This is a genomic window from Pseudomonas azotoformans, from assembly GCF_900103345.1.
In the GTDB taxonomy this organism is placed as follows: Bacteria; Pseudomonadota; Gammaproteobacteria; order Pseudomonadales; family Pseudomonadaceae; genus Aquipseudomonas; species Aquipseudomonas azotoformans.
Genome location: NZ_LT629702.1, coordinates 2,756,235 through 2,781,318 on the forward strand (window position 1 = coordinate 2,756,235; position 25,084 = coordinate 2,781,318).

28 protein-coding genes are annotated in these 25,084 nt (G+C 61.3%); 13 read left to right on the forward strand and 15 right to left on the reverse strand.

The genetic code is table 11. The features are described 5' to 3' along the window. Positions 1–3 precede the first annotated feature (3 nt). The 3 genes from ngg (at position 4) to BLR69_RS12210 (ending at position 3,485) form a co-directional block, all read left to right on the forward strand. A complete protein-coding gene (gene ngg / locus BLR69_RS12200; RefSeq protein ID WP_071492769.1) occupies positions 4–1,752 on the forward strand; it encodes an N-acetylglutaminylglutamine synthetase in 1,749 nt (582 codons plus the stop codon). Positions 1,753–2,013: 261 nt separating this feature from the next. Continuing rightward, positions 2,014–3,198: an osmoprotectant NAGGN system M42 family peptidase gene (locus tag BLR69_RS12205; protein WP_015885092.1), complete on the forward strand. Its 1,185-nt coding sequence runs from the start codon at positions 2,014–2,016 to the stop codon at positions 3,196–3,198. 59 nt (positions 3,199–3,257) lie between these two features. Further along, entirely contained in the window at positions 3,258–3,485 is a 228-nt protein-coding gene (locus tag BLR69_RS12210; protein WP_003192759.1) for a YheU family protein, read from the forward strand. Positions 3,486–3,487: 2 nt separating this feature from the next. Here BLR69_RS12210 and csrA read toward each other — a convergent pair whose 3' ends face one another. Beyond that, entirely contained in the window at positions 3,488–3,691 is a 204-nt protein-coding gene (gene csrA, locus BLR69_RS12215; RefSeq protein ID WP_071492768.1) for a carbon storage regulator CsrA, read from the reverse strand. Between the two features lie 130 nt (positions 3,692–3,821). Next, positions 3,822–4,637, reverse strand: a complete 816-nt coding sequence (locus BLR69_RS12220; RefSeq protein ID WP_071492767.1) for an SDR family oxidoreductase — start codon at positions 4,635–4,637, stop codon at positions 3,822–3,824. Between the two features lie 328 nt (positions 4,638–4,965). On the opposite strand from BLR69_RS12220, the gene BLR69_RS12225 reads away from it, so the two are divergent. Continuing rightward, the gene (locus BLR69_RS12225; RefSeq protein WP_015885095.1) at positions 4,966–5,118 is read left to right on the forward strand and encodes a DUF3309 family protein; all 153 of its coding nucleotides are present in this window, start codon (positions 4,966–4,968) and stop codon (positions 5,116–5,118) included. Between the two features lie 168 nt (positions 5,119–5,286). Here BLR69_RS12225 and BLR69_RS12230 read toward each other — a convergent pair whose 3' ends face one another. The 5 genes from BLR69_RS12230 to BLR69_RS12250 form a co-directional block, all read right to left on the reverse strand. Continuing rightward, the gene (locus BLR69_RS12230; RefSeq protein WP_071492766.1) at positions 5,287–7,374 is read right to left on the reverse strand and encodes an LTA synthase family protein; all 2,088 of its coding nucleotides are present in this window, start codon (positions 7,372–7,374) and stop codon (positions 5,287–5,289) included. 289 nt (positions 7,375–7,663) lie between these two features. Continuing rightward, positions 7,664–7,855, reverse strand: coding sequence for a PLDc N-terminal domain-containing protein (locus BLR69_RS12235; RefSeq protein ID WP_003192770.1), 192 nt, complete (start codon positions 7,853–7,855; stop codon positions 7,664–7,666). Between the two features lie 67 nt (positions 7,856–7,922). Further along, positions 7,923–8,453 (reverse strand): hypothetical protein, encoded by a 531-nt coding sequence (locus tag BLR69_RS12240; protein ID WP_071492765.1) that lies wholly within the window; start codon positions 8,451–8,453, stop codon positions 7,923–7,925. A 42-nt stretch (positions 8,454–8,495) separates the two neighbouring features. Further along, positions 8,496–9,011, reverse strand: a complete 516-nt coding sequence (locus tag BLR69_RS12245) for an ankyrin repeat domain-containing protein (protein ID WP_071492764.1) — start codon at positions 9,009–9,011, stop codon at positions 8,496–8,498. Between the two features lie 110 nt (positions 9,012–9,121). Continuing rightward, entirely contained in the window at positions 9,122–10,948 is a 1,827-nt protein-coding gene (locus BLR69_RS12250) for a long-chain-acyl-CoA synthetase (protein ID WP_071492763.1), read from the reverse strand. Between the two features lie 352 nt (positions 10,949–11,300). Here BLR69_RS12250 and BLR69_RS12255 point away from each other — a divergent pair, with 352 nt between their 5' ends. Next, positions 11,301–11,579, forward strand: a complete 279-nt coding sequence (locus BLR69_RS12255) for a DUF3509 domain-containing protein (RefSeq protein ID WP_003172952.1) — start codon at positions 11,301–11,303, stop codon at positions 11,577–11,579. Positions 11,580–11,637: 58 nt separating this feature from the next. On the opposite strand, the gene BLR69_RS12260 is transcribed toward BLR69_RS12255, so the two are convergent. From BLR69_RS12260 to aroC, 4 genes are all read right to left on the reverse strand, one after another. Then, on the reverse strand, positions 11,638–11,907 hold the full coding sequence (locus tag BLR69_RS12260; protein WP_058424620.1) for a response regulator transcription factor: 270 nt from the start codon (positions 11,905–11,907) through the stop codon (positions 11,638–11,640). 209 nt (positions 11,908–12,116) lie between these two features. Next, entirely contained in the window at positions 12,117–12,647 is a 531-nt protein-coding gene (locus BLR69_RS12265) for an acireductone dioxygenase (RefSeq protein WP_071492762.1), read from the reverse strand. Further along, positions 12,644–13,807: an MFS transporter gene (locus tag BLR69_RS12270; RefSeq protein ID WP_071492761.1), complete on the reverse strand. Its 1,164-nt coding sequence runs from the start codon at positions 13,805–13,807 to the stop codon at positions 12,644–12,646. Before BLR69_RS12270 ends, BLR69_RS12265 begins: the two co-directional genes overlap by 4 nt. Before the next feature lie 48 nt (positions 13,808–13,855). Continuing rightward, positions 13,856–14,947, reverse strand: coding sequence for a chorismate synthase (gene aroC, locus BLR69_RS12275; protein WP_071492760.1), 1,092 nt, complete (start codon positions 14,945–14,947; stop codon positions 13,856–13,858). A gap of 143 nt (positions 14,948–15,090) precedes the next feature. Between aroC and BLR69_RS12280 the strand changes: the two genes are divergently transcribed. Both BLR69_RS12280 and BLR69_RS12285 read left to right on the forward strand, forming a co-directional pair. Beyond that, entirely contained in the window at positions 15,091–16,053 is a 963-nt protein-coding gene (locus BLR69_RS12280) for an alpha/beta hydrolase (RefSeq protein WP_071492759.1), read from the forward strand. A gap of 99 nt (positions 16,054–16,152) precedes the next feature. Continuing rightward, positions 16,153–16,959 (forward strand): hypothetical protein, encoded by an 807-nt coding sequence (locus BLR69_RS12285; RefSeq protein ID WP_058424625.1) that lies wholly within the window; start codon positions 16,153–16,155, stop codon positions 16,957–16,959. A gap of 86 nt (positions 16,960–17,045) precedes the next feature. Here BLR69_RS12285 and prmB read toward each other — a convergent pair whose 3' ends face one another. Continuing rightward, positions 17,046–17,954: a 50S ribosomal protein L3 N(5)-glutamine methyltransferase gene (prmB, locus tag BLR69_RS12290; RefSeq protein WP_071492758.1), complete on the reverse strand. Its 909-nt coding sequence runs from the start codon at positions 17,952–17,954 to the stop codon at positions 17,046–17,048. A gap of 239 nt (positions 17,955–18,193) precedes the next feature. Between prmB and BLR69_RS12295 the strand changes: the two genes are divergently transcribed. From BLR69_RS12295 to BLR69_RS12315, 5 genes are all read left to right on the forward strand, one after another. After that, a complete protein-coding gene (locus tag BLR69_RS12295) occupies positions 18,194–18,784 on the forward strand; it encodes a cysteine hydrolase family protein (RefSeq protein WP_025855010.1) in 591 nt (196 codons plus the stop codon). Between the two features lie 142 nt (positions 18,785–18,926). Beyond that, positions 18,927–19,247 (forward strand): hypothetical protein, encoded by a 321-nt coding sequence (locus BLR69_RS12300; RefSeq protein WP_058424627.1) that lies wholly within the window; start codon positions 18,927–18,929, stop codon positions 19,245–19,247. Positions 19,248–19,322: 75 nt separating this feature from the next. After that, complete coding sequence (locus BLR69_RS12305; protein WP_058424628.1) at positions 19,323–19,880, forward strand: Smr/MutS family protein; 558 nt, start codon at positions 19,323–19,325, stop codon at positions 19,878–19,880. Positions 19,881–19,958: 78 nt separating this feature from the next. Continuing rightward, entirely contained in the window at positions 19,959–20,504 is a 546-nt protein-coding gene (gene folE, locus BLR69_RS12310) for a GTP cyclohydrolase I FolE (RefSeq protein ID WP_003442011.1), read from the forward strand. Positions 20,505–20,605: 101 nt separating this feature from the next. Then, complete coding sequence (locus tag BLR69_RS12315) at positions 20,606–20,977, forward strand: glutathione S-transferase N-terminal domain-containing protein (protein ID WP_058424630.1); 372 nt, start codon at positions 20,606–20,608, stop codon at positions 20,975–20,977. Between the two features lie 108 nt (positions 20,978–21,085). Here BLR69_RS12315 and BLR69_RS12320 read toward each other — a convergent pair whose 3' ends face one another. Genes BLR69_RS12320 through BLR69_RS12330 form a run of 3 tightly spaced genes read right to left on the reverse strand, consistent with a single transcriptional unit; the run spans position 21,086 to position 24,022 of the window. Then, positions 21,086–21,406 carry an AtuA-related protein gene (locus tag BLR69_RS12320; RefSeq protein ID WP_071492757.1) on the reverse strand — a complete coding sequence of 107 codons (321 nt, stop codon included), beginning with the start codon at positions 21,404–21,406 and terminating at the stop codon, positions 21,086–21,088. Then, entirely contained in the window at positions 21,403–22,728 is a 1,326-nt protein-coding gene (locus BLR69_RS12325) for an acyclic terpene utilization AtuA family protein (RefSeq protein ID WP_071492756.1), read from the reverse strand. The genes BLR69_RS12320 and BLR69_RS12325 overlap by 4 nt, the downstream gene beginning before the upstream one ends. A gap of 1 nt (position 22,729) precedes the next feature. Next, positions 22,730–24,022 (reverse strand): CitMHS family transporter, encoded by a 1,293-nt coding sequence (locus tag BLR69_RS12330; protein ID WP_071492755.1) that lies wholly within the window; start codon positions 24,020–24,022, stop codon positions 22,730–22,732. Positions 24,023–24,133: 111 nt separating this feature from the next. Between BLR69_RS12330 and BLR69_RS12335 the strand changes: the two genes are divergently transcribed. Continuing rightward, complete coding sequence (locus tag BLR69_RS12335; protein ID WP_071492754.1) at positions 24,134–25,063, forward strand: LysR family transcriptional regulator; 930 nt, start codon at positions 24,134–24,136, stop codon at positions 25,061–25,063. Positions 25,064–25,084 lie beyond the last annotated feature (21 nt).

Genomic DNA, 25,084 nt, shown 5'->3' on the forward strand with positions numbered 1-25,084 from the left:
TTGATGAAACCTCTCGCAGCGGCCTATAGCCAACGCTTGCTCAAGGGCCAGGCGCCGACCTACGAGCGCCTGCAGGCGCGCCTGGCGGAAGATGGCAGCCCACTGGGCGCCGAACCGATTGCCGTGCATTGCGGCTGGGGCCGGTTGCTGATCGGGCATACCTTTCCAGACCCCGCGACCCTGGCGCAGGAACTGTTGAATGAACAGCCAGGCGAACGCGACATCGCCCTGTATGTGGCGGCGCCGCAACAGATCCTGGGGATCGACCCGCAGCAGTTGTTCCTCGACCCGTCCGACACCTTGCGCCTGTGGTTCACCGACTATCGTCCAGCCACCCGGGTGTTCCGCGGCTTCCGCATTCGACGGGTGCAGACCGAGGCCGATTGGCTGGCGGTGAATCAGCTGTACCAGGGGCGCGGCATGTTGCCGGTCGACGCCGAACGCCTCACGCCGCGCCATCAAGGCGGCCCGGTGTACTGGCTGGCAGAAGACGAAGACAGCGGCGCGGTGATCGGCAGCGTCATGGGCCTGAATCACCAGAAGGCATTTCATGACCCGGAAAACGGTTGCAGCCTGTGGTGCCTGGCAGTCGACCCGCAATGCACGCGCCCCGGCGTGGGCGAAGTGCTGGTGCGCCATCTGGTGGAGCACTTCATGAGCCGTGGCCTGAGCTACCTGGACCTGTCGGTGCTGCACGATAACCGCCAGGCCAAGAACCTTTACGCCAAGCTCGGTTTCCGCGCGCTGACCACCTTTGCCATCAAACGCAAGAATGGGATCAACCAGCCGTTGTTCCTCGGCCCTGGCCCACAGGCTGGGTTTAATCCGTACGCACGGATAATTGTCGAAGAGGCCCACCGACGTGGCATCGATGTGCAGGTGGATGACGCCGATGCCGGTCTGTTCACATTGAGCCATGGCGGGCGCCGAGTGCGTTGCCGTGAGTCGTTGAGCGACCTGACCAGTGCCATCAGCATGACCTTGTGCCAGGACAAAAGCCTGACGCACAAGGTGCTGAAGGCCGCCGGATTGAAACTGCCGGCGCAGCAACTGGCGGGCAGCGCGGATGACAACCTGGAGTTCCTCGATGAGCACCAGCGCATCGTCGTCAAGCCGCTGGATGGCGAGCAAGGCCAGGGCGTGGCGGTGGATTTGCAGAGTATCGAGGAGGTGCAGCAAGCCATTGAAGCGGCGCGGCAATTCGACAGCCGTGTGTTGCTGGAGAGTTTCCACCAAGGCTTGGACCTGCGCATCCTGGTGATCGGCTTCGAGGTGGTGGCCGCCGCGATCCGCCGCCCGGCGGAGGTGACCGGTGACGGCCATCACTCCATTGGCGCATTGATCGAAGCCCAGAGCCGCCGTCGCCAGGCCGCCACCGATGGTGAAAGCAAAATCCCCCTGGATGGCGAAACTGAACGCACCTTGAAAGCGGCCGGCTACGACTACAGCAGCATCCTGCCTCGTGGCCAGGTCCTGGCCGTGCGCCGCACCGCCAACCTGCACACCGGCGGCTGCCTGGAAGACGTCACCGCCATCCTGCACCCCACGCTGGTGGACGCCGCCGTGCGCGCCGCCCGCGCCCTGGACATTCCCATGGTGGGCCTGGACCTGATGGTGCCCGCCGCCGACCAACCCGAGTACGTGTTTATCGAAGCCAACGAACGGGCCGGCCTGGCCAATCATGAACCGCAACCAACCGCAGAAAAGTTTGTGGATTTACTGTTTCCTCATAGCCAGCCGGCCACTCAATAACCCTGTGGCTAGCGGGCTAGTGTGGCTAGAGGGCCTGTTGTGGCGAGCGGGCTTGCCCCGCGTTGGGCTGCGCAGCAGCCCCAATCCAGGCGCCGCGCTCCTTCAGTCAAAGCTCATTGGCAGGTTTTGGGGCTGCTTCGCAGCCCAACGCGGGGCAAGCCCGCTCACCACAGAAAACCCGCTCGCCACAACAAGCCCGCTCACCACAAAAAGCCAGCTAGCCACAACACGGCTGTTCGCCACACCTCATCAGGAGTCTTTATGAGCCGAACCATCCCCGAACCGGATCTGAACTACCTGCAAAAAGTGCTGCTGGAAATGCTCGCCATCCCCAGCCCCACCGGGTTTACCGACACCATCGTGCGCTACGTCGCCGAGCGCCTGGAAGAGCTGGGCATCCCCTTTGAGATGACCCGCCGCGGTACCATCCGCGCCACCCTCAAGGGCCAGAAAAACAGCCCCGACCGCGCGGTTTCAGCGCACTTGGACACCATTGGCGCCGCCGTGCGCGCCATCAAGGACAACGGCCGCCTGAGCCTGGCGCCGGTAGGCTGCTGGTCGAGCCGCTTTGCCGAAGGCAGCCGCGTCAGCCTGTTTACCGATAACGGCGTGATCCGTGGCAGCGTGCTGCCGTTGATGGCCTCCGGGCACGCGTTCAATACCGCCGTGGATGAAATGCCGGTGAGCTGGGACCACGTGGAATTGCGTCTGGACGCCTACTGCGCGACCCGGGCCGACTGCGACTCCCTGGGGATTGGCATCGGTGACTATGTCGCCTTCGACCCACTACCGGAATTCACCGAGAGCGGGCACATCAGCGCCCGACATCTGGACGACAAAGCCGGCGTCGCCGCGCTGCTGGCCGCACTCAAGGCCATCGTCGACAGTGGCGAGCCGTTGCTGATCGACTGCCATCCACTGTTCACCATCACCGAGGAAACCGGCAGTGGCGCAGCGGCCGCGCTGCCCTGGGACGTCAGTGAGTTCGTCGGCATCGATATCGCCCCGGTCGCCCCCGGCCAGCACTCCAGCGAGCATGCGGTGAGCGTGGCGATGCAGGATTCCGGCGGGCCGTATGACTATCACCTGTCGCGGCATTTGCTGCGCCTGGCGTCCGACCACGAATTGCCGGTGCGCCGCGACCTGTTCCGCTACTACTTCAGTGACGCACACTCGGCTGTCACCGCCGGCCACGATATCCGCACCGCGTTGCTGGCGTTTGGGTGCGATGCGACCCACGGCTACGAGCGCACGCATATCGACAGCCTGGCGGCGCTGAGTCGTCTATTGGGCGCCTACATTCTCAGCCCGCCCGTGTTCGCCAGCGATGCACAGCCGGCACAGGGTTCCCTGGACAGGTTCAGTCACCAGATCGAGCACGAGACGCAGATGGAGAGCGACACGCGAGTGCCGTCGGTGGATAGCCTGGTGGGCAACAAGTCCTGAGACTGGCAACTGCGGTCCCGGCGCAGTAGGATCGCCGGGATCCATCACCCGAGGCTTGTATGCTGATTCCCTACGATGCACTTGAAGTCGACACGCTGACGCGCCTGATCGAAGACTTCGTGACCCGCGACGGCACCGACAATGGCGATGACACGCCCCTGGAAACCCGTGTACTGCGCGTGCGCCAGGCGCTGACCAAGGGCCAGGCACTGATCGTGTTCGACCCAGAAAGCGAGCAGTGCCAGCTGATGCTCAAGCACGACGTGCCCAAGCATCTGTTCGACTGACGTCAGAGATTGGGTACCGGCACCGGATGGGTGCTGGGGTCCTGGCGATCGCGGATTTTCTGATGCACCTCCGCGCGATGTACATGCACCCCGGCCGGCGCTTCAACGCCGAGTTTCACCTGGGTACCGTTCAACTCGAGGATATGCACGGCGATGTCATCGCCGATGGAGATGACTTCGCCTATGGCGCGGCTTAAGACCAGCATGGCGGTTGTCCTTTATAACAGTGAAAGGACCTCGACCATGCGCGCAGGCTGTGCTGCGCATCAATGGCTTGCCGTGAAATCAGGCACTACTTACATGTGTAGGTAAAATACCTGACAGACCACTACCCGATCAGCCCTTGGCAGCCTGTGCCTTGGCGCGCATTTTGTCGGCCATGCTGGTCATTTCGTCATACAGCAATTGCGGGTTCTTCTGCTTCAACGCCCATGCCATGCGCCCCTGTTCGTGGGGCAGGATCATGAACTCGCCCTCCGCGACCCGCTGATAGATGTAGTCGGCGATATCCGCCGCCGAAATCGGCGAGCTTTCCAGCAGCTTGCCCACCTGGGCCTTCATGGCGGGGGTCGGCCCACGGAACGAATCCAGGAGATTGGTCTGGAAGAACGATGGGCACACCACATGCACACCGATTTCCTGCTGCTTGAGTTCCACCAGCAGACTCTCCGACAATGCCACCACACCGGCCTTGGCCACGTTGTAGTTACTCATGGCCGGCCCCTGCATCAGTGCAGCCATGGAGGCGATGTTGATGATGCGGCCCTTGCTCTTTTCCAGCAGCGGCAGGAATGCCTTGCAGCCCTTGACCACGCCCATCAGGTTGATTGCGATCTGCCAGTCCCAGTCCTCCAGGGACAACTCGGCAAAGAAGCCGCCTGACGCCACGCCCGCGTTGTTGACGATCACATCGATACCGCCCAGCTTGACCTCACAGGCCTGAGCGAATGCAGTGAGCTGGCTGTAGTCGCGCACGTCGCAGCGCTGGATAAAACCTTCGCCACCGGCGTTACGCACGAGCTTGAGGGTTTCTTGCAGGCCGGGCTCACTGACATCCGACAAGGCCAACTGCCACCCCTCACGGGCCCAGCGCAGAGCGATTTCACGACCCAGGCCGGACCCGGCGCCAGTGATCATCATGCGATTTTGCATAGGAAGTTGCCTTGTGGTTCACAGAAGAAGTGACCGGCAGTGTAGCGAAGGTTTTTCCTGCCCCCATCCACCATCAGAGTGATGAATGCCCCTGGCAAACCGTGGGCCGGGTCGGATGTTTGCGTATAGCCTAAGTTCAATATTTTTCAACTAATAGGTTTTAGTTGCGAGCGCATTAAAAGAAATAAACACGTTTGCGAAATGCTTTAAAAAAATACTGAATTTTCTATGAAGGGCCACAGTCGGAGTTGTTAAGGCGTCCGTATTAATTACTCGGGCCTATCGTTAAACAACCGGTCTTTGCAGAAGGCCAATAAGGAAAAAAACCATGAGCCTCATTCTGATCATTATCCTGATCCTGCTACTGGTCGGCGGTTTGCCAGTATTCCCTCACTCCCGCAACTGGGGTTATGGCCCGTCGGGTATCCTGGGCGTGGTGTTGGTGGTGCTGCTGGTGCTGTTGTTGCTCGGCCGCATATAAACGCCACCCCCTGTAGGAGCGAGCTTGCTCGCGAAGGTCGTTAACGATAACGCGGGCTTTCCGGATTAACGTGTTGTTCTAGAATTCTTCCGCGGGCAGGCCCGCTCCTACAGTAAAACGCACAAAAAAAGAGGCCCTTTAAAGGGCCTCTTTTTTATGGCCGGTTAATTAGTCCGGCTTGCCGTTGACCACACCGGCAGTGTTATCCAACAGACTCTTGGTAGCCGTCTGCAGGAACGACTCAAGTTTCTGCTTCAGCGCCGCCTCGTCCGGTGACTCGGGGATCACTTTACCGGTCGGGTTCGCGCCCAGTTCGTATTCCCACAACTTCGGTGGCATTTCCTTCGGCAGCACCAGAATGCGGTCTGCGGTCACCAGCGCCACGGTCTGATCGCTGCCCGATGGCTTGATCACGCCGAAACCTTTGTCGCCTTCCGGCAGGTTCAGCAGGTCACGGCCCCAGCACTGGTGCAGGGTATCGCCACCGAGGCGGCCCATGATGGTCGGCACGATGTCGATCTGGGTGCCTACGGTATGGTCACGCTCGCCGAACTTTTCCTGCATGCCTGGCGCGATCATCAGCATCGGCACGTTGAAACGGCCCAGGTCCATTTCGGTGATCTGCTGCTCGTTGCCGAAGCCATGGTCACCGACAATGACGAACAGGGTTTCCTTGAAGTACGGCTCCTTGCGGGCCTTCTCAAAGAACTGGCCCAGGGCCCAGTCGGAGTAGCGCATGGCGGTCAAATGCTCGTTGAGGCTGCCACGGTCGGTGACTTTCTCCACTGGCAATGGCGTCGGCAGCGCATACGGCGTGTGGTTGGACAGGGTTTGCAGCAACGCATAGAACGGCTTGCCGCCTTCACGCGCCTTCAGCTCTTCCAGGCCACGGTTGAACATGTCCTGGTCGGAGACGCCCCACGTCGGGTCGGAGAACACCGGGTCGACGAAGTCATTGCGACCGATGAAGTTGGTCATGCCCTGGTTGCTGAAGAAGCCCGACTGATTGTCCCAGGCGAAATCGCCGTTGTAGACATACACGTCGTCATACTTGCGCGCGCTGAGCAACTGCGGCAGGCCCGACAGCTTGTGGCTGCCTTCGGGGGTCTGCATCAGGTATTCGAAGCCCGGCAGGTTCGGGAAGCACGCCATGGTGGCGAACATGCCCTGGTGGGTATGGGTGCCGTTGGAGAAGAAACGGTCGAACAGCAGGCCTTCTTTGGACAGTTTGTCGAAGTACGGCGTGATGTTGCCTGGACGACCCAAGGCGCCGACCGAGTGACCGGCGAAGCTTTCCATCAGGATCACAACCACGTTCTTGATCGGCAGGGTCTTCTCGGCCGGCGGCATGTAGTCGCGGCGCACGGCGGCGATGTCGGTATCCACCAGCTTCTCTTGCGGCAGCACCAGCATGTCACGCACGGTCTGGGTGGCCAGCGGCTGGTCGAGCGTGGCCTTCCAGACGTTGGAACGGTCTTCGCCGAAGCGGGCCTTGGCCGCGCCAATCAGTGACAAGGTGCCATTGAGGCCCAACTGGTTGGCGAAGTTGGAGTCGGTGGTGTAGACATCACCCCAACGCAGCGGCGGACCCTGGCGCAGGGTGCCACGGATGGCGACCACGGCGATCAGCAGGCAGACCACGAACACCGCGATGCGCGTGTACCAAGGCGCCACCTGGCGGGTGCCGATGCTGCCACCGCTGAACGGGCCACGGGGACGTGTGGCGCGGTCGGCACCTTTGAACGCCATGCTCAGGATCAGCGTACCCACGGCCCAGGCCAGCAGGTAGCGCACTACCGGGAAACCGTACCAGAGCATGCTCATCACGGTCTTGGGGTCTTCCTTCACATACTGGAAGACCAGGCCGTTGAGGCGCTGGTGGAACTCGCGGTAGAAGTCCATTTCCATCAGGCCCAGGAACAGGGCAATGCTGGACGCGACGGTCAGCCACAGACGGAAGAACCCACGCGCGGCCATGGCGCGGACGCTGAACAGCGCCAGCAGCAGCGGGACCAACGCGTACATCACGAAGCGGATGTCAAAGCGCGTGCCATTGCCGAACGCTTCGAGGAAGGTCGAGGCCGGCGTGTCGAGGATCATTTCGCGGTTGTACACCAGCAGCGCCAGGCGCAGCAGGGAGAACATCACCATCATGACCAGTGCGCAAAGCAGCGTGTACGCCAGATGGGATTTGACGGTCGGTTGCAGCAGGCGATTAGAAGCTCGCTGCTGACTCAGGGCGTCCGGGTTTGCCATGTCGTTTCAGGACCCATTGGAAGTTTAAGTGACGAAGTAATGCAGTGGCGCGAATGGTGCCCGATCAACGGCGGCAAGGCTATTAATTACTGAACGTGCACCGGCGCTCCGCCTTTAGTGGCTCTTGAAATAGGGCCTTGGCAGGAAGATAAAGCCGGCGAATTGTCTTGGACGGGATGTGAAAATTGTGTGCAGCGAATATTTCGAAACACAAAATGAATTGAAGGGAAGAACCCTAGCCTGGCAGCTGCCGAGCCAGGGCTCGACAGCTGCCAGGTCGGGCGCACGATCAGATCCGCACGTTACCCCTTGGCCCGGCAATCGCCCAGATGATCAGGCCCAGCACCGGCAGCAGCAGGATCAACAGGATCCACAACACCTTGGCGCCCGTGCTTGCGCCGCTTTTGAACACGTTGATGATCGCCCAGATATCCAGCGCGAGGATGATCAGCCCGATCAAGCTGTTAAAAGTGGAACCCATGGTGTCGCTCCTAAGTGAGGGCATGCCCTTGTAGGATAGTCAGCCCTGGCGGGGGTTCCGTTTTATTTCAGACGTGAACGGCCACTTTCAGCGCTTCCAGGGACGGTTCGCCCTTGATGCCCACTTCGGCGCACAGCTCCAGCACGCGCGGCAGGTCGTTGCCGTAGACCAGTACTGCCTGGATTTCGTCATCCAGCAGCTGGCTGAAGTTGAGCAGCACATAGCCGCCATCCTCGGGGCTGAGGGCGCTCATCTGGATCTGGATGCGGTTGAGTGCGGTCAGGTCTTCGGTCTTGGCCAGTTGCTTGGGCTTGAGGTTGAACGCCACGCCGGGGCCGAACGACGCGACGATCTGCGCGAACAGGTCGCCATAGGTGTCGGCCTGGAACAGTACGGTGTCCGGCAGGCTGCCGACCACCACCCACTCACCGAGTGGGATGGGGAAGGTGTCGTCGTAGTTGATATCCGGGTTGGCCGCCAGAAACGCGGCCGGGTCGGCGTAGGCCTGGGCCGCTTCATCGGCGATGCGCGCCACCTCGTCCTCGCCCATGACGCCGGCGCTGATTTTGCTGATGAGTTCGACGAGGGCGGTTTTCATGGGAATGGTCCTGTAGCGGGCTGGCTTTTGAGGGCGCGTAGCCTACACCAGTTTCTGCAACTGCGCCGCCGTATCCACCGCGCCCATGGTCTGCGCGGCAGCCAGTGCGGTGGCGCCATTGGCGTCGGTGGCCTTGGGGTTAGCGCCCTGGCCCAGCAGGTAATCGACCATCTCGACGCGGTTGAACATCGCCGCCATCATCAACGCCGTACGGCCATCGGAAGACGCGGCATCCACCGGCGCGCCCCCTTCGATCAGCGCCTTGACCACGTCCAGGTTGCCCTTGAACGCTGCACCGGCCATCGGCAGCTGGTTCTTGTCGTTGGCGATCTGCGGATCGGCCTTGAACTCCAGCAGCACTTTTACCGCCTCGGCGTGGCCGTGGTAGGCCGCGAGCATCAGCAAGGTGTCGCCGTTATGGTTGCGAAAGTTGGCCGGCAAGCCCTTGGCCAGCAGCGCAGCGAGCATGGCGGCGTCGCCTTTACGGGCAACGTCGAAGACCTGCTCGGCAAATTCGGCGGCTTCGTCTTCGGTCATTTGTTTGGCTTGGTCTGACATGTGGGGCTCCTTGTCTGGTGCTTTATATGGCGCCCAGTGTCGCGAGGGAGTTCCCCCCTGTCATGGCTTTTTTGTCAAAAGCAGCCATAGGCAGAATCAATAGCGCTCCTTTAATAGCGGAAATGCCCACCCTGGATCTGCGCCAGCAACTGCCCGGTGACTGGCACATAACTGTCCGACCCCGGCAGCCAGGCATAGACCGGGTCATTGCCGGCCTTGTCCGGGTCGAAGGCCTCCTCCTTGAGCCGCACCTTCTGGTATTTGAAGGTGCCGGTGGTTTCCATCTTCACCTTGATGCGCAGGAACAACGGCACGGCATAGTGCGGCAACTGGCCATGAGCGAATTGCAGCAACTCGCGCATGTCCAGGGCAGCCAGCGATTCGCTCGGGGTGATGGCGACCATGCCAGCACGGCCGTTGGTGTTTTCGATTTCCACGCCATAGGCCACGACTTCGGCGATCTGCGGGTGTTGCAGCAGGATGTTCTCCACTTCGGTGGTGGAGACGTTTTCACCCTTCCAGCGATAGGTGTCGCCCAGGCGGTCGACAAACTGTGCATGGCCAAAGCCGATGCTGCGCACCAGGTCGCCGGTATTGAAGTAGCGGTCGCCCTTCTCGAACACATCCGTGAGGATCACCTTGCGGTTTTTCTCCGGGTCGGTGTAACCGTCATAGGGCGACTTTTCATCGATCCTGGCCAGCAACAAGCCCTGCCCGCCGGTCTTCACTTTATGCATGAAACCATCACTGCCACGGATCGGCTCACCGCTGTCGTGGGCATAGTCCACCAACGCCCAGTGTTGCAGGCAAAAGCCGACGGTGTTGTCGAAATTCAATATGTTGGTGAAACCGATATTACCGTCGCTGGCGGCATACAACTCACAGACATGCTCCACGCCGTAACGCGCCTTGAACTGCGCCCACACACCAGGACGCAGGCCATTGCCAACCATCTTGGTCACGCGGTGGTCACGGTCGTTTCCGGTGGCCGGCTGATCGAGCAGATAGCGGCACAATTCGCCGACATAGCCGAGGGTGGTCGCCTTGAATTTGCGCGCATCCTCCCAGAACTGGCTGGCGCTGAACTTGCGCCGGATAGCGAACCCGGACGCGCCGACAATCGCCGAGCCCCAGCACACGCAGAGGCCGGTGGCGTGGTACAGCGGCAGGGTGCAATAAAGAACATCCTCCGGCCCCATGTCCAGCGCAATGCTGCCGAAGCTGACAGCGGTCTTGGTCCAGCGACCATGTTTCATGATGCCGGCCTTGGGCAGCCCGGTCGTGCCGGAGGTGTAGATATAGAAGCAGGGGTCGTTGAAGAAAATCTGCGCGGTACTCGGCGGGTTGTCCACCGGGCATTCGGCGCTGGCTGCCACCAGGTCACAATAACCGTCGGGCAGCGCATTGGCTTGCTGGTCCGCGACAAACCAGGTCCGTTCCACAGGAATGCTCACCTGCTCACGTACCGCGTCATAAGAAGCCACCAGTTCCGCACCGGCCACAATCGCCACCGGGTTCACCAGGTTGAGGCTGTGCAGCAGCGCCGCCTGGGTTTGCGCGGTATTGAGCATCGCGCAGATGCCGCCCAACTTGGCCACGGCCAGCACGCTCAGCAGCAACTCGGGACGGTTTTCAATAAAGATCGCCACCACGTCGCCCTTGCCGATGCCCTGGGCTTGCAGATGGTGGGCCATGCGGTTGGCCTGTTGGTTGGCTTCGCTGTAGCTGAGCACGCGGTCGCCGTACAACAAGGCTGTGCCATCCGGGTTACGCAGGGTGGCTTGTTCAAAATGCCAGCCCAGGCCACAGGGCTGCGCAGGGTCGGTGACATTGGCGGCCCGCATGCCGCGCACCACGCGAGGCAAAGCGCGAACAATGGCCGGCACCTTACGTAGCATCATGCCCCAGGTGATCATGTCGTTTTGCGCGTGGCTCATGGGAACGTCCTTTTTCTTATTGTGCGTAAACCTTGCAGAAAAGTACGTCAGGCCCTCTTCGGCTGTACACGCAGGATTTGAAAAGTTTTGTATCCCGATAAGCGAGCGCTAAAAAAAGGAATTTAGCCAGCCAAGGGCAGTCTTTATGAGGAGTGAAGCGCCTGCTCGAGCGTGCATAGCCACGCAAAATGCAGGATGCATGATGGCCATTCATGCAAATTGCACGAATCCGAAAATCTTGAATTCTTATAAGATGTTGATTTATAACGATATTTATTTAAACCATTAGCTGGCACAATCACTGCACCTATCTCTCCATGCTTGCCAACTTGAGCCAACGGAGCTGATAGACATGAGCCTGATCCAAGATAAATTCGCTTCAGTATTCTCCAACTACGATGTCACCACCCAGCCTCGTCCAGACGGCGGCATCCTGCTGACCCTGCGCAACAGCGAGGGTAAACAGGTCAAGCGTTCGATCTCTTACCAGCAATTGCACACTGCCGACCAGCTGACATGGGTTATCAGCGCCATTCGCCGCGACCTGGCAGAACAGGCCAGCGAGCTGCCGCAGATTTCGATGCTGCAAAGCCAGAACCGCTTTGCCTTGCCGACCTACCACTCGGCTTAAGCTCCAGATACCCAAAAGGGCCGCGACGCCTCTAGCGTCGCGGCCCTTTTTCATGGGTTCAACACAGCCCTTGGCGGCTGGCTTCATTGACGGCCTGTACCCGATTGGTCACTTCCAGCTTGCAGTAGATATTGCGCAGGTGGAACTTCACGGTTGCTTCAGACGTAGCGCGTATCTGGCTGATCTCCCAGACGGTCTTGCCTTCCGAAGCCCAGCGCAGGATTTCCAACTCCGCTGGCGTCAGGGCCTTGCCCGCCAGGTTCAAACGTCGCCTGATTGCATTAGGCACTGAATACGGCGGTAGATACGATTCCTTGGGGCCGCTCATTAGATCCTCTCCTTTTTCTGGCTCATGCCGCACCACCTTCGGATTCCTCCTATTGACAGGTGACATAAACATTGATGCCGCAGAGGGTTACATAACGAATGGTATTAAGGCGCAGGCCCGCGCATAAACATCCGAGCCTTACAGAAGTTTAAGTTTCTTCCCACAGCAACTTCCAACCTTCAGGGGTTGTAGTTTTTGATAAGTGGGGATTAGTCGTCGAGGCCGGGAAAACGACTGGCAATATCGTCCTCGGTGAACTCCGGTGTACATTCTTCAGCCGTATTGCACAGGCGCAGCGTGACAAAGTGCGGGTTCTCACCCATGTCAATCCAGTGCGCCATACCGGCCGGGATCACCAACAGGTCGTTTTTCTCACAGCGCACGGCGTATACGTAATCGCCTATGTGCAGGGAAAACAGCCCCTGGCCAGCAATGATGAACCGTACGGTATCCTCGCTGTAGCGGCGCTCAGCAAGAAAACCCGCACGCACTTCGGCCTTCTGGAGATGATCCTCCGTCACCTTGAGCACACGCGCATCTGCGTAGCCCAAGGCCTGAATCTGCGCCTGGTACGCCGCAATCAATTGCGCATCTGTGGCCCCCTTCTCGATGGGGACAGGCTGCCAACGCTCAAAACGCACGCCGTGCTCGGCCAGGGTCGCAGCAATATCCTCGTAGTGGGTGAGGACCTTGTTCGGGGTGTCTGGTGAAGCAACGGAGTAGACGGCGACATAGCTCATTGAAGGGTTCCTTGGTTCTGCTCGTGCAATCGAAGACCGATGATAAGGGCGGCGGCCAGGGCCGCGAGGCTCGCGATGCTGAAGGTCAGGGTCGGCCCCAACAGGTTCCAGCTGTAGCCGGCATACAGCGCACCCAGCGCACCGCCGGTGCCGGCCAGGGCGGCGTAAAGCGCCTGGCCCTGGCCTTGTTGGCGGTCACCAAAACTGCGTTGCACAAAGGCAATCGAGGCCGCATGAAAGCTGCCGAACGTAGCGGCGTGCATCACCTGTGCCAGCAACAGCACCCAGCAATACTCGGCAAACGACCCGAGCAGCAACCAGCGCAGCGCCGCCAACAGGAAACTCGCCAGCAGTACCCGACGCACCGAAAAGCGCGTGAGGATGCGGCTCATGCCGAGGAACATCAACACTTCCGCCACGACACCCAAGGCCCACAGCATGCCGATCAAGCCCCGGCTGTAACCCAGGTGTTCCAGGTGCAGCGTGAGGAACGTGTAGTAGGGGCCGTGGCTCAGTTGCATCAATGCCACACAGGCATAAAACGCCAGCACGCCGGGGCTGCGCAATTGCTTGAGGAAGCCGTCGCCCGCCAGACGATTACCCTGGGTCGTGGGCTGCGCATTCGGCACCCACAGGCTGGCGCCGATAATGCCGGCCATGATCACCACGACCACCACCGGGTAGATATCCAGGCTCAGCCAGTCGAACAGGCGCCCCATGATCACCACGGTGAGGATGAATCCGATGGAGCCCCACAGGCGAATCTGGCTGTAGCGCGACGTCTGCTTTTGCAAGTGCGCGAGGGTGATGACTTCAAACTGCGGCAGTACCGCGTGCCAGAAGAACGCATGCAGCGCCATCACCATGGCCAGCCAGGCGTAGGTGTGGCTGACGAAGATCAGCGAAAAACTCGCCAGGGTGCACACCGCGCCAAAACGCACGATAGTCAGGCGCCGGCCGGTGTAGTCGCCCAGCCAGCCCCACAGGTTGGGCGCCACGCAGCGCATCAGCATGGGGATGGCCACCAGCTCGCCGATGCGCGCGCTGGAGAACCCCAGGTGATCGAAGTACAGCGCCAGGAACGGCGCGGTCGCCCCCAGGAGGGCGAAGTAGAACAGGTAGAAGCTGGAGAGGCGCCAGTATGGGAGAGATGGAGTCATGTCAGGGGCTGCTGCGCAGCCCAGCGCGAGCAAGCTCGCTCACCACAGTCACAGCTGGCCCAGCACCGGCGTACTCACGCGCACATCGGCGTTTTGCCCGCGATTGCGTAGCAGGTGGTCCATCAACACGATGGCCATCATCGCTTCGGCAATTGGCGTGGCACGGATGCCGACGCAGGGGTCGTGGCGGCCTTTGGTGATCACATCCACCGGGTTGCCGTGCACATCGATGGAACGGCCCGGCGTGGTGATGCTCGACGTGGCCTTGAGCGCCAGGTGCGCCACAATCGGCTGGCCCGAGGAAATACCGCCGAGGATGCCCCCCGCGTTGTTGCTGAGGAAACCCTGCGGGGTCAGTTCGTCGCGATGCTCGGTGCCACGCTGGGACACACAGGCGAAACCGGCGCCGATTTCAACGCCTTTGACCGCGTTGATGCTCATCAGCGCATGGGCCAGTTCCGCATCGAGGCGGTCGAAGATCGGTTCGCCCAGGCCCGGCTTCACGCCCTCGGCCACCACGGTGATCCTGGCGCCGACGGAATCCTGGTCGCGGCGCAACTGATCCATATAGGCTTCCAGCTCTGGCACTTTGTCCGGGTCCGGGCTGAAGAAGGCATTGTCTTCAACGCTGTCCCAGGTCTTGAAGGGGATTTCAATCGGGCCCAGTTGGCTCATGTAGCCACGGATCACGATGCCCTGGGTGGCCAGGTATTTCTTGGCGATGGCACCGGCGGCCACACGCATGGCGGTTTCGCGGGCCGAACTGCGGCCGCCGCCACGGTAGTCACGCTCGCCGTATTTGTGGTGGTAGGTGTAGTCGGCGTGAGCCGGGCGGAACAGGTCCTTGATCGCCGAGTAGTCCTTGGACTTCTGGTCGGTGTTGCGGATCAGCAGGCCGATGGCGCAGCCGGTGGTGCGGCCTTCGAACACCCCGGAGAGAATCTCGACTTCGTCGGGCTCCTGGCGCTGGGTGGTGTGGCGGCTGGTGCCGGGCTTGCGGCGGTCGAGGTCACGCTGCAGGTCTTCCAGGGACAGCTCGAGGCCGGGCGGGCAGCCGTCGACAATGGCGACCAACGCCGGGCCATGGCTTTCGCCCGCGGTGGTGACAGTGAACAGCTTGCCGAAGGTATTGCCGGACATGCAGGGCGCTCCGTGAAATCAGTTGAATCAAGTCAACCGTAATAACTTAAGGCGGCCAGTATACGCAGGCTAACCGAGTAGTTCATCCTCGAAACCTTACCGGTAGACCTTGGTCCAACCGGCACCTTCCTCATGATGGCGCGATGATGCTGCGAGTTCTGCTTTTGACCCTCACCCTGTTTTCCAGTGTTGGCTTCGCTGCCTCTCCTGTCGTGCTGCAAAGGCCCATCAGCCTGGACACCGGCAGTGGCGAGCTGTTTGGCTCACTCTTGTTGCCCAAATCCGATAAGCCAGTCCCGGTTGTACTGATCATCCCTGGCTCCGGCCCTACCGACCGCAACGGCAACAGTGCCGACGGCGCGCGCAACGACAGCCTCAAGCGCCTCGCCTGGGTGCTGGCGCGGCACAACATCGCCAGCGTGCGCTACGACAAGCGCGGCGTCGCGGCCAGCCTGGCGGCCACGCCGGATGAACGCAACCTGACCCTGGAGGCCTACGCGGCCGATGCCGTGGCCTGGGGCAAGTTGCTCAAGACCGACCAACGCTTTGGCCCGCTGATTGTGCTGGGCCATAGCGAAGGGGCGTTGGTGGCGGCCCTCGCCGCGCCGCAACTGGACCCGGCCGGCGTCATTTCGTTGTCCGGCAGCGCACGCCCGGTGGACCAGGTGATACGCCAGCAGTTGGCCGATCACCTGCCCCCTGCCCTGTTGCTGCGCAGCAACGAGATCCTCGATCACCTCAAGGCCGGCCAGGTGGACGCCGATGTACCCGGCCCGCTGGAAGGCATTTTCCGCCCCAGCGTGCAGCCGTACCTGATCAGCCTGTTCCGTGCCGACCCTTCGGCCGCTTTCGCCCAGTTGCGCATGCCCGCGCTGATCATCCAGGGCACCAACGATATCCAGGTGGGTGTGAGCGACGCCCAGCAATTGAAAAAGGCCAAGCCCGACGCACAGCTGGCGGTGATCGAAGGCATGAACCACGTGATGCGCATTGTGCCCAACGACGTGAAGCAGCAATTGGCCTCCTACAACGATCCGCAACTGCCCCTTGCCGCCGAGCTGGGCAGCCGCATCGTGCGCTTTATCGACGGACTTCAACCCCGTTAAGCGACAATTTGCCTCCAGTCCTGGGAAAAACGGCCGATAAGCACTGAGTCGACAGCAAAAAGACTGTCGGCTCGCCGGGCTTGGACAGGATCGCGCCGCATGACAACCACTGAAGCAACACCGGAATCCACCGCCGACACCCCGGCAGAAAAAACCGAGGCCGTCGACGCGGCGCCCTTGCCGTGGGCGGATGTCCAGGCCGAGCATTTCAAGATGCTGCGCCTGGCGCCCCTGGCCACCGACCGCGCCACCGGCGTGCGGCCGTTGCGCTTCGTGCAGTTCGGCTATGCCGAACGCAATGACAAACACCACAGCCTGCTGCGCATGGTCATCCAACTGCCAGGGCAGCGCGTGCGCCGTGAGCAGAACCACCTGGATATCTGGGTCGACCACGACAAGCACCGCGTGCACTTCGGCCCGGGCAACAGCCTGGAAATCGAACCGGCCAACCGGGGTATCGGTCGCTTCCTGGTAGCTCAGGGCGCCGCGTGGGCGAAGAAGAAGTGGTCACACTACCGCGTCGACGGCGTCGACCTGGCCAACAAAGATGCGTTGAACGAGGCCACCCGCCTGCGCCGCGATCACTTCCTGCGCATCCAGGGCTTTGATGTGGCCTACGCCGATGTACAGCACCTGAAAGGTAACGTGCAGCCGGGCAAGGTCGGTGATGTGCTGGATAGTTGGAACACCGAGAAGGTCCAGTTTGTGGAGATTCTTGAAGCGGCGCAGATGCTGCAACAGGCCGAGCAGAACCTGGCCGAGCAGGAAGTGAAGCTGCGCAAGGAAGAGGAAAAGGTCACCAAGTTCAAGCGTGAGGACAGCGGGTTGCGCTTTACCATCACCTGCCTGGTGGCGTTTACGGTGTTTCAGGCGGGGTTGTTGATCTGGATTGCTACGCACCGCTGAAATGAGTCTATGCCTTGAAATAAGGCCTGAATGTGGGAGGGGGCTTGCCCCCTCCCACATTGGCCCTATTCGTTCAGTAAGGTGGGTTAAACGCGGGCGGCGAAGACGGCCTGATGCTGACGGCATTGCTCAGCCGTCAGCATGAACACCCCATGCCCACCGCGCTGGAAGTCCAGCCAGGCGAAGTCCACTTCCGGGTACAACGCCTCGACGTGCACCTGGCTGTTGCCCACTTCCACGATCAGCAAGCCCTTCTCGGTCAGGTGGTCTGCCGCTTCGGCCAGCATGCGCCGTACCAGGTTCAAGCCATCATCGCCACAGGCCAGGCCCAGCTCCGGTTCGTGTTGGTACTCATCCGGCATGTCGGCGAAATCTTCGGCATCCACATACGGCGGGTTCGACACGATCAGGTCAAAACGCTGGCCCGGCAGGCCGTCGAAACCGTCACCCTGCACGGTGTAGACGCGCTCATCGACGCCATGCCGCTCGATATTCTGGTTGGCCACTTCCAGGGCTTCGAACGACAAGTCGCCCAGCACCACTTCGGCGTCCTGAAACTCGTAGGCGCAGGCGATACCGATGCAGCCGGAGCCTGTGCACAGGTCGAGGATGCGGGCGGGCGGCTGAGCCAGCCAGGGTTCGAAGCGGTTTTCGATCAGCTCGCCAATCGGCGAACGCGGGATCAGCACGCGCTCGTCGACGATGAACGACATGCCGCAGAACCAGGCTTCCTTCAGCAGGTAAGCAGTTGGCACACGCTCATGGATGCGGCGATGCAGCAAACGCTGCACGTGGGAGACTTCCTCTTCTTCCAGGTTGCAATCCAGATAGCTGTCGGCAATCTCCCACGGCAGGTGTAAGGCACCGAGCACCAGTTGCCGGGCTTCGTCCCAGGCATTGTCAGTGCCATGCCCGAAAAACAGGTCTTCCCCATGGAAACGGCTGACAGCCCAACGAATATGGTCGCGCAAAGTGCGCAGGCGGGATGTGATCACGGGGACAAGCTCCTGGAAAAAACGACTGGCGATTCTAACAGCCTTCACCTGTACCGACGATGTACGAAAAGCCGCGCCCATCCGTCGGATTTCATCCAAATTGCCATCATTGTGTTAAACAGGCCCACCTCTTGACATGGCTGCACGTCAACAACGGCGTACCTTACGATGGTAGCGATTCACAGAACCGCTCAGCCAGTGGACAATGTCGCAAAAGCCCCCCTCACAGGAGCCCCAGAATGTCCGTTCCAAAGACGATGTTTCAACTCAGCGGTCGTGGTTACGCAGCAGCGAACCTCAGCCACGCGACCCTCGTGATCATCGACGCCCAGAAGGAATACCTCAGCGGCCCGCTCGCCCTCTCGGGCATGGACGCGGCCGTTGGTAACATCAAGCAACTGGTCGCCGCAGCGCGCAACGCCGGGCGCCCGATCGTGCATGTGCGTCACCTGGGCACCGTTGGCGGCTTGTTCGACCCTCAAGGCGAACGGGGTGAGTTCATCCCGGGCCTCGAGCCTGAGGGCGACGAAACCATCATCGGCAAACTGCTGCCCAGCGCATTTCACGGCACTGGCCTGGAAAAACACCTGCAGGACCTCGGTTCCCTGGACCTGATCGTCTGCGGTTTCATGAGCCACTCCAGCGTCAGCACCACCGTGCGTGCCGCCAAGAACCTGGGCTTTCGCTGCACCCTGGTGGAAGACGCCTGCGCCACCCGCGACCTGCCTTACAAAGGCGGCATCCTCAGCGCCGAGCACGTACAGCAGACCGAAATGGCCATCATGGCCGACAACTTCGCCACCCTGGCGTTGACCAAAGATCTGATCTGATCGACCTTCTGATGAGCGGTGCGACAATGTTTATTGCCCCGCTCATCCGCAAAGCCTTTTCATTTGGCGCATTTACCCCTCGTCCCGGAACAACCTGTGTATTGTCCGGTCCAAGGGCCGATACCCTGGAGGAAAGGTCGGAATGAAGATATCCGATGGTTTTGATGCTCGTCGCTTGCGCCCCAAGGGCCCGAGCAACTGGCGTCTGCGCCTGGTAGCCGGCATCGCCGCGCTGCTGGCGATCGTAGGTCTGCTGTTGGCCGGCGCTGGTGGCGCCGGTCTGTCTGGTCACTCGCCGGCCCTTGGCGAGCTGAATGCCAGCCCTGGTGGCTCGGCTATCCTGCTGGGGATCGGGCTGCTGGTACTGTGGCTGGGCGTATGGTTGTGGCGGCGCAGCCGTCGGAAAATGCGCCAGCCGTTGTCGCTTAACATCGCTTCGCACCTGATGAAAAAACACGACTGATGGCGCTTGGATAGCGTTTCCTGCGCCCCGGCCGCCGCGATTTAGGTAAACTGCCCGCCCTTCGCGGAGGCTGACATGCAAGACGACGATTTTTCCCTGTTCAAAAACGAGTTGCGCGGCGTCAAGCCGATCAAGCACGACCGCGCCGACACTGGCAAACCCAAGGCCGACCGCGCGCAGATCGCCAAGCTGCGCCAGGCCGCGACCGTGCGCACCGATGCCACCACCGTAGACGGCCTGTCGGACCAGTTCGTGATCGACGTCGGCCCCGAAGACGAGCTGATGTGGGCCCGCGACGGTGTGCAGGAAAGCCAGATGCGCAAGCTCAAGATCGGCCAGATCCCGTTCGAAGGCAGCCTCGACCTGCACGGCATGACCGTGGAAAAAGCCCGGGAAACCCTGTGGGCCTTCCTCGCCGAAGCCACCAAGTTCGAAATCCGCTGCGTGCGCGTCACCCACGGCAAGGCCGTGCGGCTGGACGGCAAGCGGCCGATGATCAAGAGCCATGTCAACACCTGGCTGCGCCAGCACGCCCAGGTACTCGGCTTTACCTCGTGCCAGGCTCGTCACGGCGGCGCGGGGGCGGTGTATGTGATGCTCAAGCGGACCATGATGGAAGGGCGCGACGAGTAACAAGTGCCATCGTCAGGCTTGCAGCGATGTGCCCGCCACCGTAACCTTGCGCTTTGCGAAAATCCCACAGGTAGTTTCATGTCCCTGGAACAGAATTACACCGCGATCCTCGGCCAACTCGGCGAGGACGTTTCCCGCGAGGGCCTGCTCGACACGCCAAAACGTGCCGCCAAGGCGATGCAGTACCTTTGCCGCGGCTATGAGCAGACACTCGAAGAAGTCACCAACGGTGCCTTGTTCAGCTCCGACAACAGCGAAATGGTGCTGGTCAAGGACATCGAGTTGTACTCGCTGTGCGAACACCACCTGCTGCCGTTTATCGGCAAGGCGCACGTTGCCTACATCCCCAGCGGCAAAGTGCTGGGCCTGTCCAAGGTCGCGCGGATTGTCGACATGTATGCGCGCCGCCTGCAGATCCAGGAAAACCTCAGCCGCCAGATCGCCGATGCGGTGATGCAAGTCACCGGCGCCCTGGGCGTGGCCGTGGTGATTGAAGCCAAGCACATGTGCATGATGATGCGCGGTGTGGAGAAACAGAATTCGTCGATGATCACTTCGGTGATGCTGGGTGAGTTCCGCGAAAACGCGGCGACCCGCAGCGAATTCCTCAGCCTGATCAAATAACGGGCTGCGTAGGAAAAGACCGGCGTTCATCGCCGGTTTTTTTTCGCCCGCAGAATTCAGGTAAGCTGCCGCCCCTCAGTTATGGGCAAGAGGTTTACACCATGTTGGTCAAAGCACTTCGAGTCGGCCTCGGCCAGATCATCATCGCGGGCGACTTCCTGACCCGTCCCCGCAAAAAACAGCGCCCCGCCGAACAGCAGGCGCAGGTGAATGCAGCGGCCAAGGAACTGACCCTGTATCAGTTCCACGCCTGCCCGTTCTGCGTGAAGACCCGTCGCACCCTGCACCGCCTGAATGTGCCGGTGGCGTTGAAGGACGCGAAGAACAACGCGCAGGACCGCCAGACCCTGCTGGAGCAAGGCGGCAAGATCAAAGTGCCGTGCCTGCGCATTGAAGAAAATGGCCAGACCACCTGGATGTATGATTCCAAGGTGATCATCGACTACCTCGACAAGCGTTTCGCTGCGGTCTGACAGACACTGGATAACCAATGTGGGAGGGGGCTTGCCCCCGATGGCGGTGTATCAGTCAACTTATGTGTGACTGACACTCTGCTATCGGGGGCAAGTCCCCTCCCACATTTAGTTCAGTATTGGCAAATCAATGTCCAGCAGCGCGGAGCCCAGGCACTTGCCGTGGGCATCCAGCGCCAGCGAGCGGGTGACACCGCCGCGCAGAATGCCCGGCAGCACGAAGTTCAATGCCTGCACGTTCGGCAGTTCATAGCGCCGCACCGGTGCGGCGCCTGGCTCCAGTTGGTCGGCAAAGAACGCGGCCACGCGCTCAACCGTCAGCTGTGCGCAGAGCAATGGGTAATCCTCGGCACGATAGGCAATGATCGAAATGTTCGACGTGTCGCCCTTATCCCCGGTACGGGAATGGGCCAGTGTGTGCAGCTTCATGCTTCGATCCTCGGTTTGACCGCATTACGCGGCAGCAGCAACGACGCCACCGCCACCACCTGCCGCACACTCTTGCTCGCGCCGCCGCCACCGGACGGGCCGTTGGTATAAAGGGTTTCCACTTCGTTGCCGACGCGCACCGCTTCGCTGCGCTCTTCACAGCGAGCCGCCACGCGCAGGCGCACTTCCCAGGGCTCCACCGTGCTGCGCGGGCCGTGCAGCGAGTCCATGCCGATCAGTTCGGCACGCACGTCCTGCATCTTTACCCCCATCAACTCAAGGCGCTTGAGCACGACATCCCTCGCCAGCTGTGCCCGTGCGACAGCACCGGGGCCACCGTAGGACATCTGCCCTTCACCGATCCATCCGTCCAGATAGCCAACACTCACCTTCAACTGTGCGGGACGCGAGCGCCCCCCAGCACCTTGGGCACGAACACGATCAGCGCCCTCCTCGACAAAACCCACCTGAGAAAAGTCGGCGGTCACATCCGGCGTCAGGTACGCGGCCGGATCATGCACTTCGTAGATCAGTTGCTCAGTGCAGGTGGCACGGCTGACCCGCCCACCGGAGCCGGTGACCTTGGTGATCACGGCTTCACCGTCGGCATCAATCTCGGCCAGCGGGAAACCCAGGCGCGCCAGGTCATCCACATCCTTGAAACCCGGATCGGCAAAATAGCCGCCGCTGACTTGCCCGGCACACTCGAGCAGATGCCCCACCAAGGTGCCGCGCCCCAAGCGCTGCCAATCATCCTCCGTCCAGCCGAACTCAAACATCTGCGGTGCCAGGAACAGCGAGGGGTCGGCCACGCGCCCGGTGATCACCACATCCGCGTCAGCGTGCAACGCCTGCAGAATGCCGTCGACGCCCAGGTAGGCATTCGCAGAGATCAACCGTTCGCCCAAAGAGCCGACGGTCTGGCCGTTATCCAACAAAAAATCAGGCTGCAACAGCGTCAACACATCGTCGCCCACCACAGCGAGCACCTTGAGATCCAGGCCCATCTCACCCGCAATTCGCCGCACTTCGGCCGCCGCCGAGACTGGGTTGGCCGCGCCCATATTGGTGATCACCCGCAGGCGACGGCGCCCGGTCTGCACCCCCACAAACGGCAGCACCCGGCGCATGCGCTCACTCAGCAGCGGATCGTAACCGCCCTGCGGATCGCTGATACGCGCCTGTTGCGCCAAGGCGATGGTGCGTTCAGCCAGGCATTCAAATACCAGGTAATCCAGGTCGCCGTGTTCGGCCAACTCGACCGCAGGTTCGATACGGTCACCGGAATAGCCGGCACCAGAACCGATGCGCAAGGTTTTCATCTCAAATCACTCCCAGGAGCAACGCGGTCAGGGTCATCAACACCGACGCGGCAAACAGAAACGGAATGGTGAAGCGCTGGTGATCGGCCAGTTCGACCTTGCACAGGCCCACCAACAGGAAGGTCGCGGGCGTCAGCGGGCTGACCGGGAAACCGGTGGTGTGCACCCCCAGCAACGAGGCCTGGGCGACTTGCAGTGGATCGACACCCAGGGCCTTGCCGACCTCGGCGATCACCGGCATTACGCCGAAATAGTAGGAATCGGGGTCAAACAGCATGCTCAACGGCATGGAAATGAAGCCCACCACCGCCGGGATCAACTTGCCATGGCCCGCCGGAATCTGCGCCACCGCCACTTCGGCGATGGCCTTGAGCATGCCGGTGCCTTGCATGATCCCGGTGAACACCCCGGCGGCCAGCAGGATACTGGCCATGGTCAGAGCGGTCTTGGCATGGGCATCGATGCGGGCACGCTGGGCATCCACGTTCGGGTAGTTAATGCACAACGCCACTACGGTGCCGAGCATGAACATCACCACTGGGTCGACCCAGCCGGCAATCATCACCACCATCACCAGCACGGTGAGGATCAGGTTGACCCAGAATAGGCGCGGGCGACGCAGCTTGATGTCGTCGTCGCTGAGCACCCGTTGCGGCACCGCATCCACCGTGGAGCCGGCGCCGAGGCCCAGGCGTTTTTCTTCGCGACGGCCCAGCCACCAGGCACAGGCAAACACAAAGATCAGGCCGACGATCTGCACCGGGATCAGCGGCTGGAACAGGTCTGCCACCGGCACATGCAGGGCGGCGGACGAACGCAACACCGGCCCGGTCCACGGCAGGAAGTTGACCCCGGCGGCCATCGCACAGACGCAGGCGAGGATGCGTTTATCGATGCCCAGCCGCGTATACAGCGGCAACATGGCCGGCACCGTCACCAGGAAGGTCACCGCGCCGGAGCCGTCCAGGTGCACCAGCAGCGCAAGGGTCGCGGTGCCTACAACAATGCGTGTAGGACGCGTCCCTACCGTGCGCAGGATGCGATCAATGATGGGGTCGAGCATGCCGGCATCGGTCATGATCCCGAAAAACAGAATCGCAAAGACGAACATGCCGACCACGGGGGCGACGTTCTTGATCCCGGTGATGATGAAGGCACTGGTTTGCAGGCCGAACCCGCCGAGCAGTGCGGCGATGATCGGCAAGGCGATCAGGGCCACCAGCGGCGAGAGGCGTTTGCTCATGACGGCAGCGAGCAGGCACAGGATGGTGATGACACCCAGGGTAGCGAGCATGGGTTACTCCAGAGCGGCCTTTTTGGCCGGTTATTGTTTTCCCTGGAGTATTGGAAGCAGGTTAGTCTTTGTAAATTGGAATATTCACCCGTTAGTGTTCGGAAAAACAAAATGAAGAACAGTATCCAACACATTCAGGCATTTCTTACGGTGGCCCGTACTGGCAGTTTCACCAAGGCGGCCAATGAGCTGCATCTGTCGCCTTCTGCGCTGACGGTGCAGGTGCAACAACTGGAAGACTGGCTCGGCGTCGCCTTGCTCGACCGCAGCCCGCGCCACGTCAGCATCACCGTCGCCGGCCAGGAGGCCCGCGGGCCGATGGAAAAACTGCTGCTGGACCTGGACAACATCGTCAGCGGGTCCCGCGACCTGGCGGCGTTGCGCCGAGGCGTGGTGACCATCGCCGCCCTGCCCTCGGTCTGTGCCGGCAGCCTGCCGCCGGTGCTGCGCCTGTTTCGCGAGCGTTTTGCCGGAATCGAAGTACGCCTGCATGACCTGGTCGCCCATCGCATTCATGCCCAGGTACGTTCCGGCGAGGTGGATTTCGGCGTAGGTGTGCGCGCTCGGCTCAGCCACGGGCTGGAATTCGTGCCGGTGCTGAACGATCGCCTGTGTGCGTTCGTGCCGGTGGATCACCCCCTCACCCGCCATCGCCGACTGACCCTGGAGCAACTGGCGGACCAGCCGATCATCCTCACCGGCCGCGACAGCAGCGTGCGCGAGCAAGTGGATGCACTGTTCGATCAGACACGCCTGACGATGAACGCGGGCATGGAAGCCAACTACATGTCGACGGTATTGGCGCTGGTGCGCCAGGGGTTGGGGATCAGTGTGCTGCCGGAATCGGCGGCGGACAGCTTGGCGGGGTTGAAGCGCATGCCCATCGATCATCCCGGGGTGAACCGCGAGATCGGCTTGATCACTCGCAGCGGGATGGGCCTGAGCCCGGCGGCGCAGCGTTGTTTCGACTTGCTGAACGAACAACTGAATGTGGGAGGGGGCTTGCCCCCGATAGCAGAGTGTCAGTCACACATCAGTTGACTGATACACCGCAATCGGGGG

Bases quoted from the DNA above. Each gene is read 5' to 3' on its own strand.
- ngg (WP_071492769.1), top strand. From the start codon at position 4: ATGAAACCTCTCGCAGCGGCCTATAGCCAACGCTTGCTCAAGGGCCAG.
- BLR69_RS12205 (WP_015885092.1), top strand. From the start codon at position 2,014: ATGAGCCGAACCATCCCCGAACCGGATCTGAACTACCTGCAAAAAGTG.
- BLR69_RS12210 (WP_003192759.1), top strand. From the start codon at position 3,258: ATGCTGATTCCCTACGATGCACTTGAAGTCGACACGCTGACGCGCCTG.
- csrA (WP_071492768.1), bottom strand. From the start codon at position 3,691: ATGCTGGTCTTAAGCCGCGCCATAGGCGAAGTCATCTCCATCGGCGAT.
- BLR69_RS12220 (WP_071492767.1), bottom strand. From the start codon at position 4,637: ATGCAAAATCGCATGATGATCACTGGCGCCGGGTCCGGCCTGGGTCGT.
- BLR69_RS12225 (WP_015885095.1), top strand. From the start codon at position 4,966: ATGAGCCTCATTCTGATCATTATCCTGATCCTGCTACTGGTCGGCGGT.
- BLR69_RS12230 (WP_071492766.1), bottom strand. From the start codon at position 7,374: ATGGCAAACCCGGACGCCCTGAGTCAGCAGCGAGCTTCTAATCGCCTG.
- BLR69_RS12235 (WP_003192770.1), bottom strand. From the start codon at position 7,855: ATGGGTTCCACTTTTAACAGCTTGATCGGGCTGATCATCCTCGCGCTG.
- BLR69_RS12240 (WP_071492765.1), bottom strand. From the start codon at position 8,453: ATGAAAACCGCCCTCGTCGAACTCATCAGCAAAATCAGCGCCGGCGTC.
- BLR69_RS12245 (WP_071492764.1), bottom strand. From the start codon at position 9,011: ATGTCAGACCAAGCCAAACAAATGACCGAAGACGAAGCCGCCGAATTT.
- BLR69_RS12250 (WP_071492763.1), bottom strand. From the start codon at position 10,948: ATGAGCCACGCGCAAAACGACATGATCACCTGGGGCATGATGCTACGT.
- BLR69_RS12255 (WP_003172952.1), top strand. From the start codon at position 11,301: ATGAGCCTGATCCAAGATAAATTCGCTTCAGTATTCTCCAACTACGAT.
- BLR69_RS12260 (WP_058424620.1), bottom strand. From the start codon at position 11,907: ATGAGCGGCCCCAAGGAATCGTATCTACCGCCGTATTCAGTGCCTAAT.
- BLR69_RS12265 (WP_071492762.1), bottom strand. From the start codon at position 12,647: ATGAGCTATGTCGCCGTCTACTCCGTTGCTTCACCAGACACCCCGAAC.
- BLR69_RS12270 (WP_071492761.1), bottom strand. From the start codon at position 13,807: ATGACTCCATCTCTCCCATACTGGCGCCTCTCCAGCTTCTACCTGTTC.
- aroC (WP_071492760.1), bottom strand. From the start codon at position 14,947: ATGTCCGGCAATACCTTCGGCAAGCTGTTCACTGTCACCACCGCGGGC.
- BLR69_RS12280 (WP_071492759.1), top strand. From the start codon at position 15,091: ATGATGCTGCGAGTTCTGCTTTTGACCCTCACCCTGTTTTCCAGTGTT.
- BLR69_RS12285 (WP_058424625.1), top strand. From the start codon at position 16,153: ATGACAACCACTGAAGCAACACCGGAATCCACCGCCGACACCCCGGCA.
- BLR69_RS12295 (WP_025855010.1), top strand. From the start codon at position 18,194: ATGTCCGTTCCAAAGACGATGTTTCAACTCAGCGGTCGTGGTTACGCA.
- BLR69_RS12300 (WP_058424627.1), top strand. From the start codon at position 18,927: ATGAAGATATCCGATGGTTTTGATGCTCGTCGCTTGCGCCCCAAGGGC.
- BLR69_RS12305 (WP_058424628.1), top strand. From the start codon at position 19,323: ATGCAAGACGACGATTTTTCCCTGTTCAAAAACGAGTTGCGCGGCGTC.
- folE (WP_003442011.1), top strand. From the start codon at position 19,959: ATGTCCCTGGAACAGAATTACACCGCGATCCTCGGCCAACTCGGCGAG.
- BLR69_RS12315 (WP_058424630.1), top strand. From the start codon at position 20,606: ATGTTGGTCAAAGCACTTCGAGTCGGCCTCGGCCAGATCATCATCGCG.
- BLR69_RS12320 (WP_071492757.1), bottom strand. From the start codon at position 21,406: ATGAAGCTGCACACACTGGCCCATTCCCGTACCGGGGATAAGGGCGAC.
- BLR69_RS12325 (WP_071492756.1), bottom strand. From the start codon at position 22,728: ATGAAAACCTTGCGCATCGGTTCTGGTGCCGGCTATTCCGGTGACCGT.
- BLR69_RS12330 (WP_071492755.1), bottom strand. From the start codon at position 24,022: ATGCTCGCTACCCTGGGTGTCATCACCATCCTGTGCCTGCTCGCTGCC.
- BLR69_RS12335 (WP_071492754.1), top strand. From the start codon at position 24,134: ATGAAGAACAGTATCCAACACATTCAGGCATTTCTTACGGTGGCCCGT.